Raw genomic sequence first — 9,169 nt, forward strand, 5'->3', positions numbered from 1 at the left:
AAGACCACGTTCCTGAAATCGCTGGTGGGCCTGGTCGACGCGCGCCACGGCAGCATCCGGCTCGGTGGCGAGGAATTGACGCGGATGCGTTCCTCCGACCGGATGCGGCGCGGCATGACCTACATGTCGGAATTGGCGGTGTTTCCCGATCTCTCGATCGAGGAGAACATCCGGATCGGCGCGCAGGCGCTGGGCCATGCCCATTCCGGTGCGCGGGTCGAGGAGCTCTACGGCCTGTTCCCGGCGTTGCGGGAGAAGCGCCGCAACCCGGCCTCCAGCCTCTCCGGCGGCCAGCGCAAGATGCTCGGCATCGCCAAGGCGCTTGCGGCCGAGCCCAGATTGCTGGTGATGGACGAGCCCTCGGCCGGGCTGTCGCCGCTGTTTGTCAAGGAAGTGATCCGGATTCTGAGCGATCTGCGCGGGCGCGGTTTGGCCCTCTTGATTGCCGAGCAGAATATCGGTTTCCTGGAGGTCGCGACCCGCGTCTTCGTGCTGGAGGGCGGGCGCATCCGCTTCTCCGGGACGGTGGCCGAGATGAGCGGCAACGAGGAATTGCACCGCGCCTATTTCGGGTTGACATGATGCGCACCATCCGGATCGGTTCCGGGGCCGGCTATTCGGGCGACCGTATCGAGCCCGCGGTCGAGCTCGCCGAAAAGGGCGAGATCCAGTACCTCGTGTTCGAGTGCCTCGGCGAGCGCACGGTGGCGCTGGCGCAGCAGGCGCGGATGAAGAATCCCGACAGCGGCTACGATCCGCTGCTGGAAGAGCGGATGCGCACGGTGCTGCCGCTCTGCGCCGCCAAGGGCATCAGGATGGTCACCAACATGGGCGCGGCCAATCCGGAAGCCGCAGCGCGCAAGACCGCCGAGATCGCGCGCTCGCTCGGGCTGTCGACGTTGAAGATCGCGGCGGTTGTCGGCGACGACGTGCTGGAGGCCTGCAAGGCCGCCGACTTCCCGATCCTGGAGTTCGACGGCACGGTCCGGCAGCTCGGCAATCGCCTGTTCTCCGCCAATGCCTATCTCGGCGCCGAGCCGATGGCCGAGGCGCTGCGCGCAGGCGCGGACGTGGTGATCACCGGCCGCGCTTCCGATCCCGCGCTGTTCCTGGCGCCGATGATCCATGCCTTCGATTGGGCGATGGACGACTGGAATCTGCTGGGGCAGGGCACCGTCGCCGGTCACCTGCTCGAATGCGCCGGACAGGTCACCGGCGGCTATTTCGCCGATCCCGGCTACAAGGATGTCGCCGATCTGGCGCGGCTCGGCTTCCCGATCGGGGAGGTCGGCGAGGACGGCTCGCTGCTGCTGACCAAGGTCGCAGGCTCTGGCGGTGCGATCACCGCGCAGACCTGCAAGGAGCAGTTGCTCTACGAGGTGCATGACCCGACACAGTATTTGCAGCCGGACGTGGTGGCGGATTTCTCCCAGGTGACAGTGGAAGAGATCGCGCCCGATCGCGTCCGCCTCTCGGGCGGCCGCGGCACCAGGCGCACCGGGACGCTGAAAGTCTCGGTCGGCTATGTCGACAGCTTCATCGGCGAGGGGCAGATCTCCTATGCCGGTCCCGGCGCGTTGGCGCGGGGGCGGCTGGCGCTTGACATCGTTCGGGAGCGGCTGAAATTGACCGGTGTCGCCGCGAGTGAGCTGCGCTTCGATCTGATCGGAGTCGATTCCCTGCACGGTCCGCAGGTCTCCGCCCACGCCAACGAGCCCTATGAGGTGCGTGTCCGCGTCGCCGGCCGCACCGAGACCCTCAAGGAAGCGATCCGGATCGGCAACGAGGTCGAGACGCTCTACACCAACGGCCCAGCCGGCGGCGGCGGTGCCTGGAAGTCGGCGCGCGACGTCGTCGCGGTTGCGTCCGTGCTGCTGCCGCGCGAATTGGCAAAGCCGCGCGTGCAGTTCGTCGAGGGCTGAAGCGATGAAGCTGCGCGAGCTCGCCCATTCCCGTACCGGCGACAAGGGCAACACCTCCAACATCTCCGTGATCGCCTTCGACCCGAAGCACTATCTACTGCTCCTGCAGCAGGTCACGGCGGCGCGGGTGAAGGCGCATTTCGCCGGCGTCGCCGAGGGCGAGGTGGTGCGCTACGAGCTGCCCAACATCGCGGCGCTGAATTTCGTGATGAGCTACGCGCTCGGCGGCGGCGTGACGCGCTCGCTGGCGCTCGATGCCCACGGCAAATCGCTTAGCTCGGCGCTGCTCGATCTGGAGATCGAGGCGCCTTCCGATCACTCCTGACCAGGCGAGACCTTCATGCCTCATCCGACCCTTCCCGCGCTCGCCGATGATCTGGAGACAGGCCGCACCAGCGCGCGAAGACTGACGGAGGAGTGTCTCGCCCGGATCGCCGATCCGGCCGGCGAAGGCCGGCGGGTCTTCATCCATGTCGACAAGGAAGCTGCGCTGGAGGCTGCCGACGCGATGGACCGGCTGCGCAAGGCCAATGCGGCGCCGTCGCGCTTCGCCGGCATTCCCGTCTCGATCAAGGACCTGTTCGACATCAAGGGGCAGGTGACCCGCGCCGGTTCGCGCGCGCTGGCGGATTCCGCGCCCGCCGAGAATGATGCGCCCGCGGTCGCCCGGCTGCGCCGCGCCGGCTTCATCGTGATCGGCCGCACCAACATGACCGAGTTTGCCTATTCAGGCATCGGCATCAATCCGCATTACGGCACGCCGAAGGGCGCCTGGCAGCGCAAGGTCGGCCACGTGCCGGGCGGCTCGTCCTCGGGCGCCGCGGTCTCGATTGCCGACGGCATGGCCTATGGCGCGCTCGGCACCGACACCGGCGGCTCCTGCCGGATACCGGCGGCCTTCAACGGCATCGTCGGCTACAAGCCGACGCAAAGCCGCGTGCCGCTCGACGGCGGCGTGCCGCTGTCGTCGTCGCTCGACAGCTTTGGACCGCTCGCCAATTCGGTGTCATGCTGCGCCATCCTCGATGCCGTGCTGGCCAACGAGCCGATCGCGCCGCTTGCGCCCCGCCCGATCAAGGGCATGCGGCTAGCGGTGCCGATGACGGTCGTGATGGACGAATTGGACGAGGCGGTCGCCAAGACATTCGAGCGGACGCTGGAAACGCTGTCGCGCGCGGGCGCGCTGATCGAGCACATCGAGATGCCTGAATTCCTCGATATCGGCGTCATGAACGGCAAGGGCGGTTTCTCGGCGGCGGAAAGCTATGCCTGGCACCGCTATCTGATCACCAGCAAGGGCGACACCTACGATCCGCGCGTCGCCGTTCGTATCCTGCGCGGCGAGGGCATGAGTGCTGCCGACTACATCGACATTGTCGCCGCGCGGCGGTCGCTGATTGCGCGCGCCGCGGCCCGGCTTGCGCCGTACGATGCGCTGGTGTTGCCGACCACCGCCAACACGCCTCCGCGCATCGCCGATCTCGCCGACGACAAGGCGTACACCAGAGAGAACATGCGCGCCTTGCGCAATCCCTCGATGATCAACATGATCGACGGCTGCGCGATCTCGATCCCCTGCCATCGCGAGGGCGAGGCGCCGGTCGGCCTGATGCTGGCGGCGCCCGGCGGCGCCGACCGCCGCATCTTCGAGCTCGCCGCCGGAATGGAAGGCGCCATCCATGTTTGACCTCACCTTCACTGTCGACGCCCAGGGCACCACCACTCCGTTGACCCTTGCCATCGACCAGGCGGTGATCGCCGGCTGGACCGGCCGCGACCCGGTGGCCCGCGACAAGCACATCGCCGAGCTGGAGGCCATCGGCATCGCCCGCCCGGTCTCGACCCCGATCTACTATCGCGTCTCGGCGCGGCGGCTGACCCAGGACAACTCGATCGAGGTCTGCGGCCATCATTCCAGCGGCGAGGTCGAGTTCGTGCTGATCGGATGGCAGGGCCGCACCTTCGTGGGTCTCGGTTCCGATCACACCGACCGCAAGGTGGAAAGCTACAACATCACCGTCTCCAAGCAGATGTGCGACAAGCCGCTCGCGTCCGTGCTCTGGGAGCTGGAGGATGTCATCGGCCATTGGGACCAGCTCGTGCTGCGCGCCCATGCCTGGATCAGCGGCAAGCGCGAGCTCTACCAGGAGGGCACGCTCGACGAGATACTGCCGGTCGAGGATCTGCTCCGGCAGGGTTTCGAGGACGGCAAATTGCCGGACGGCTGCGCCATGTTCGGCGGCACCTTCGCCGCCAAGGGCGGCATCCGCGCCGCCGATCGCTTCGAGTACGAGCTCGAAGATCCCGTGCTGAAACGCAGCCTTCGCCACGCCTATGACGTGATCATTCTTCCAGTGAGAGGATAGCGCCGTCATTGCGAGGAGCGAAGCGACGAAGCAATCCATCCGTCGGTATGCGCTGAACCATGGATTGCTTCGCTCCGCAATGACGACGGAACTATCGGGAATCGGGTGGCAAAAGGGGCTGTCGTCCTCCAGATTTGCAGGCATGAAAGCCACAGCCAAAACGGTCCGCCCGGTTCCGTCCTTGGATATCACCGCCCGCGTTGGCGCGGTGGACTGGACGCAAGCCGAAACCGATCTCGATGCGCAGGGTTGCGCCGTCCTGAGAGACTTGCTCACGGCCGGGGAATGTAGCGCGTTGGCTGCGCTCTATCCTGATGATGCACAGTTCCGCAGCCGTATCGTGATGGGTCGTCACGGTTTCGGCCGCGGCGAGTACAAATATTTCGCCTATCCGCTGCCCGAACTGATCGCGGAACTGCGGCCATTGCTTTATGCCCGGCTGCAAGGAGTCGCCAACCGCTGGAACGAGGCGATGAGCATCGCCATCCGCTATCCCGATCGTCACGAGGCTTTTCTGAAGCGCTGCCACGACGCGGGCCAGACGCGACCGACGCCGCTGCTGCTGCAATACGAGGCGGGCGACTACAACTGCCTGCACCAGGATCTCTATGGCGAGCACGTGTTCCCGCTCCAGGTCGCGATCCTCCTGTCGGAGCCGGGCCGCGATTTCGAGGGCGGCGAGTTCGTACTGACCGAGCAGCGGCCCCGGCTGCAGTCACGCGCCGAAGTGGTGCCGCTCAGGCAGGGCGATGGGGTGGCCTTTGCCGTGCATCATCGTCCTGTGCAGGGCACGCGCGGCGCTTACCGTGTCAACCTGCGTCACGGCGTCAGTCGCCTTCGCTCCGGCAAGCGTCACACTGTTGGTGTGATTTTTCATGATGCCAAATGACGGCTGACTTGTTCGAGAGCATCGGCAGCGCCGGACCGGCCGAGGAAGCCATGACCGACGGCGCGCGGCTGCTGCGCGGCTTTGCGCGCGCGATCGACGGCGAGCTGATTGCCGCGATCGATGCCATCGTGGCGCAATCGCCGTTCCGCCGCATGTTCACGCCCGGTGGCCACCAGATGTCGGTGGCGATGACCAATAGCGGAAGTCTCGGTTGGGTCTCCGATCGCAGCGGCTATCGCTATGATGCGATCGATCCCACCACCGGAAAGCCGTGGCCTGCCATGCCGTCGATCTTTCGTAAGCTGGCTGGGGAAGCCGCTGCGCAAGCCGGCTTTGCCGGTTTCCGGCCGGAGGCATGCCTGATCAATCGTTACGAGCCGGGTACCAAACTGTCGCTGCATCAGGACCGCGACGAGAAAAATTACGATCAGCCGATCGTCTCGGTGTCGCTGGGCCTGCCCGCGATCTTCCTGTGGGGCGGCCTGAAACGCGCTGACAAGACCGTGCGCTACCGGCTGGGGCACGGCGATGTCGTGGTGTGGGGCGGCCCATCGCGGCTCGTGTATCACGGCGTGGCGCCGCTCGCCGACGGCGAGCACGCGCGGCTCGGCCGCCGGCGCATCAATCTCACCTTCCGCCGCGCACGCTGATGCTGGTAATTCGGCGTCAAGGCTTCGCCGGGTGAATGAACGTCCAGGGCGTCGTCTCGGAATCCCGCGGCACCTCGATATCGACCAGATATGGCCCGTCATGCGCCAACGCCTTCTCGAGCGCGGCACGGAACTGATTGGGCGAGGTGACGCGGCTCGCGGCGACGCCGAAGGATTCGGCGAGCTTGACGAAATCCGGATTGACCAGGTCGGAGGCGACCACACGGCCCTCGAAGCGTGTGCGCTGGTCGCGGCGCACATTGCCGTAGGAATTGTTGTTGAACACCAGCGTCACCACGCCGATACCGTATTGCACGGCGGTCGCAAGCTCGGCGACAGCGAACATGAAGCCGCCGTCGCCGGTGATCGCGACCACGGGCGTATCGGGGTGGGCGACCTTGGCGCCTAGCGCAGTCGGAAAGCCCGCGCCGAGCGTGCCCTGATAGCCCGAGGTGATGAAGGTGCGCGGCTCGTAGACCGGAAAGCCGTACCACGAGGCGAAGCCGACCTGCGACAGTTCATCGGTGACGATCGCGTTGGATGGCAGCACCTGACGCAGCACGTTCAGATAGGCCATCTGCGGCTGCACCTTCTGGATTTCCTTCAGCGCCACCGCGCTGGCCTCGCGGATCGCGGCGCGGCGACCGGCCGTCCTGGTGTAGCCGGCCTTGCCGACGGCGGCGACAAGCTCGCCCGTGCCGGCCCTGGCATCCGCGACGATGGCGACATCGGGCGTCGCGCGACGCATCTCGGACGGATCAATGTCGATGCGCACCGATTTCAATCCGTCGGGGCGGAAGGGCCAGCGGGACATCGTCGGCAATTCCAGCCGCGTGCCGATGCCGATCATGAGATCCGTCGTCGGCCAGAGCTTGTAGGCCGCGGCCATGGTGAGCCCGAGCTCGTGCGCGTTGGAGACGATGCCGCGGCCGCTCCGAAAGGCGACCACCGGCGCGTCGATCATCTCGGCAAGCTCGCGGACTTCCTCCCGCGCCTCGATCGCGCCCGAACCGACGAAGATCATCGGCGTCCGGCTCGCGGCGATCAGCTTTGCCGCGTCAATGATGCGGTCGCGATCCGGCAGCGGCGCGGGGAACGGATCGAGCACGGGCGCCGCCGCCGTCTCGCCGCGCTGGGTGAAGACGTCCCACGGCATTTCCAGCGCGACCGGGCCGCGGCGTCCCGAAAGCATCTCCTGGAACGCGCGCGCGACCAGCGTCGGCGCGGCGCCTGGATATTCGATGCGCTCGGCCCATTTCACGAAGGTGCGCAGGGTCGCGAGCTGGTCCGGCATCTCGTGCAGATGGCCGCGGCCCTTGCCGATGAATGGCGTCGGCACCTGGCCGGTGAGGCAGAGCACCGGCTCGTTCGCGCCGAACGCGGTCAGCATCGCCGCGCCCGCGTTCAGCACGCCCGGGCCGGGGACGACGCTGAACACGCCGGGTTTCCCGCTCGATCGCGCGTAACCATAAGCCATGTAGCCGCAGGCCTGCTCGTGGCGCGCGCCGATCACCTTCAACTGCGCCTGGTGGAAGGCGTCGAACAGCCCGTAGATCTGTGCGCCCGGCAGGCCGAACACGGTGTCGATGCCGTGGGCCACGAGCCCGCTCATGATCGCTTCGCCGCCGGTCAGGGAAGTCATGGCGTCGTCCGTTCTCTTTGAGGCTATTGCGCTTCGTCGACCACGCCGTTACGCAAGGTGCCGATGCCCTCCGCCTCGACCTCGATGACGTCGCGGGGCTTGAGATAGCGCGGCGGATCGAAGCGGGCGCCCGCGCCGGTCGGCGTGCCCGTGACGATGACGTCGCCCGGCACCAGCGTGATGAAGGTCGAGATGTAATTCAGGAGATAGCGGAGCGGAAAGATCAGCCGCGAGGTGCGGTCGTCCTGTCGCGTCTCGCCGTTGACCCGCGTCGTCAGGCGGATGTCGGCGATCTGAGATTCATCCGTATAAGGCACGATCCATGGCCCCAGGCTGCCGCTGGATTCAAAATTCTTGCCCTGGGTGACGTTGAACTTGGCGTGCCGCACCCAGTCGCGCAGCGTGCCCTCGTTGCAGAGCGTGAGCGCCGCGATGTGATCGAGCGCCGCGCTTTCCGGGATGTGCCGGCCGGCCTTGCCGATCACGATGGCGACCTCGCCCTCATAGTCGAGCTGCGTGGAGACACGCGGCCGCACCAGCGGCGTCTCGTGGCCGACAAAGGAGCGCGGCGTCCGTATGAACATCGACGGATATTTCGGCGCGTCCGAGCCGTCCTTGTATTCGGCGTTGCGGTCGGGATAGTTGACGCCGACGCAGATGATCTTTTCCGGTGCGGGAATCGGCGGCAGCCATGTGATCGCATCCAACGCATGATCGGCCGAATGCTGCGTCACGTCTTCCACGAGTTTCGCAAGCGCGCCGGCCGCGATCGCCTCGCGCAATGTCGGATAGCTGCTGGCGAAGCGGGCGGAGAGATCGACGATGCCAGCATCGGTGACGGCGCCATATCGGATCGATCCATCGATGGAATAGGTGGCGAGGCGAGGGGAGGTCATGCCATGTCCTGTCTAGCCGGGCGTCATGCCCGCGGCCTTGATCGCCGCAATCGCGGCGGGGGTCTTCAGATAGTCGACGAACGCTTTCGCCGCATCGGCTTCGCTGGCGCCTGTGGCGACGGCGGAGGTGAACACCAACTCCTGCTGCAACTCGGGCGGAAACGGGCCAACCAGCTCGATATCAGGCGCGTTGAACACGTTAGTCAGGAAGATACCCAGTTCCGCATCGCCCCTGGCGACCGCAGGCGCGATGTCCGTCGGCATCGCTTGCGCCCTGGTCCTGGCCTTCATCTCAGCGGCGATGCCGAGACGCTCATAAACCTTGGCGATGGTGCTGCCGGCCGCGCTCGACGGCGTGGAGGCGACCGATGACGCGCCGAGCAGCGTTTTCTTGAAGGCTTCAGCGGTCGAGATATCAGACTTCGGTGCGCCGGCGCGGACGATCACGCCAAAGCCGACGCGCGCGGTGTCGGCGATGCTGTCAGCGACGAAATGGCCTCTGGCGTCCGCATCCCTGAACACGTCGGCCGGCACCAGCACTGCATCCAGCGGCACGCCGGCATTGATCAGCTTGACGACGTTGGGCGTGGAATCGAAATGGATCGAGAGCGTGTGGCCGGATGCCCGCTCGAATTCGGGACCGAGCGTCTTCATCAACGGCGCCAGCGAGCCGCCGATGACCAGTTTCAGTTCCGTCGTTCTTGCTGCGGTCATGCCCGAGATCATGATCCCTAACGTCGCCGCGAGGAGCGCGAGCGATCTCATCTTCTAGTCCGCAACCGTGACGTCGGCAACGAACCTCGG

At 66.3% G+C, this 9,169-nt stretch carries 10 protein-coding genes; 7 read left to right on the forward strand and 3 right to left on the reverse strand.

Features of this window, described 5'->3' with window-relative positions:
* The 7 genes from JOY90_RS09630 to alkB form a co-directional block, all read left to right on the forward strand.
* Positions 1-582 (forward strand): ABC transporter ATP-binding protein (locus JOY90_RS09630; RefSeq protein WP_291690905.1); only part of this gene is annotated, 582 nt, incomplete at its 5' end.
* Positions 582-1,922, forward strand: a complete 1,341-nt coding sequence (locus tag JOY90_RS09635) for an acyclic terpene utilization AtuA family protein (RefSeq protein WP_291690914.1) — start codon at positions 582-584, stop codon at positions 1,920-1,922. The genes JOY90_RS09630 and JOY90_RS09635, both read left to right, overlap by 1 nt.
* A 4-nt stretch (positions 1,923-1,926) precedes the next feature.
* The gene (locus tag JOY90_RS09640) at positions 1,927-2,247 is read left to right on the forward strand and encodes a hypothetical protein (RefSeq protein ID WP_291690906.1); all 321 of its coding nucleotides are present in this window, start codon (positions 1,927-1,929) and stop codon (positions 2,245-2,247) included.
* 15 nt (positions 2,248-2,262) lie between these two features.
* Positions 2,263-3,609 (forward strand): amidase, encoded by a 1,347-nt coding sequence (locus tag JOY90_RS09645; RefSeq protein ID WP_291690907.1) that lies wholly within the window; start codon positions 2,263-2,265, stop codon positions 3,607-3,609.
* The gene (locus tag JOY90_RS09650) at positions 3,602-4,288 is read left to right on the forward strand and encodes a DUF2848 domain-containing protein (protein WP_291690908.1); all 687 of its coding nucleotides are present in this window, start codon (positions 3,602-3,604) and stop codon (positions 4,286-4,288) included. Before JOY90_RS09645 ends, JOY90_RS09650 begins: the two co-directional genes overlap by 8 nt.
* Positions 4,289-4,430: 142 nt before the next feature.
* Positions 4,431-5,177 (forward strand): 2OG-Fe(II) oxygenase, encoded by a 747-nt coding sequence (locus JOY90_RS09655; RefSeq protein WP_291690909.1) that lies wholly within the window; start codon positions 4,431-4,433, stop codon positions 5,175-5,177.
* On the forward strand, positions 5,174-5,827 hold the full coding sequence (gene alkB / locus JOY90_RS09660; protein ID WP_291690910.1) for a DNA oxidative demethylase AlkB: 654 nt from the start codon (positions 5,174-5,176) through the stop codon (positions 5,825-5,827). The genes JOY90_RS09655 and alkB overlap by 4 nt, the downstream gene beginning before the upstream one ends.
* A gap of 16 nt (positions 5,828-5,843) precedes the next feature.
* Here alkB and JOY90_RS09665 read toward each other — a convergent pair whose 3' ends face one another.
* From JOY90_RS09665 to JOY90_RS09675, 3 genes are read right to left on the reverse strand one after another with little or no spacing between them, the layout of a single operon-like run.
* Entirely contained in the window at positions 5,844-7,469 is a 1,626-nt protein-coding gene (locus tag JOY90_RS09665) for a thiamine pyrophosphate-dependent enzyme (protein ID WP_291690911.1), read from the reverse strand.
* 23 nt (positions 7,470-7,492) lie between these two features.
* Positions 7,493-8,365, reverse strand: coding sequence for a fumarylacetoacetate hydrolase family protein (locus JOY90_RS09670; protein ID WP_291690912.1), 873 nt, complete (start codon positions 8,363-8,365; stop codon positions 7,493-7,495).
* 12 nt (positions 8,366-8,377) lie between these two features.
* Positions 8,378-9,130, reverse strand: a complete 753-nt coding sequence (locus JOY90_RS09675; RefSeq protein WP_291690913.1) for a substrate-binding domain-containing protein — start codon at positions 9,128-9,130, stop codon at positions 8,378-8,380.
* Positions 9,131-9,169: the final 39 nt, after the last annotated feature.

It is taken from the genome of Bradyrhizobium sp. (genome assembly GCF_019242285.1).
Taxonomy (GTDB): domain Bacteria; phylum Pseudomonadota; class Alphaproteobacteria; order Rhizobiales; family Xanthobacteraceae; genus Bradyrhizobium.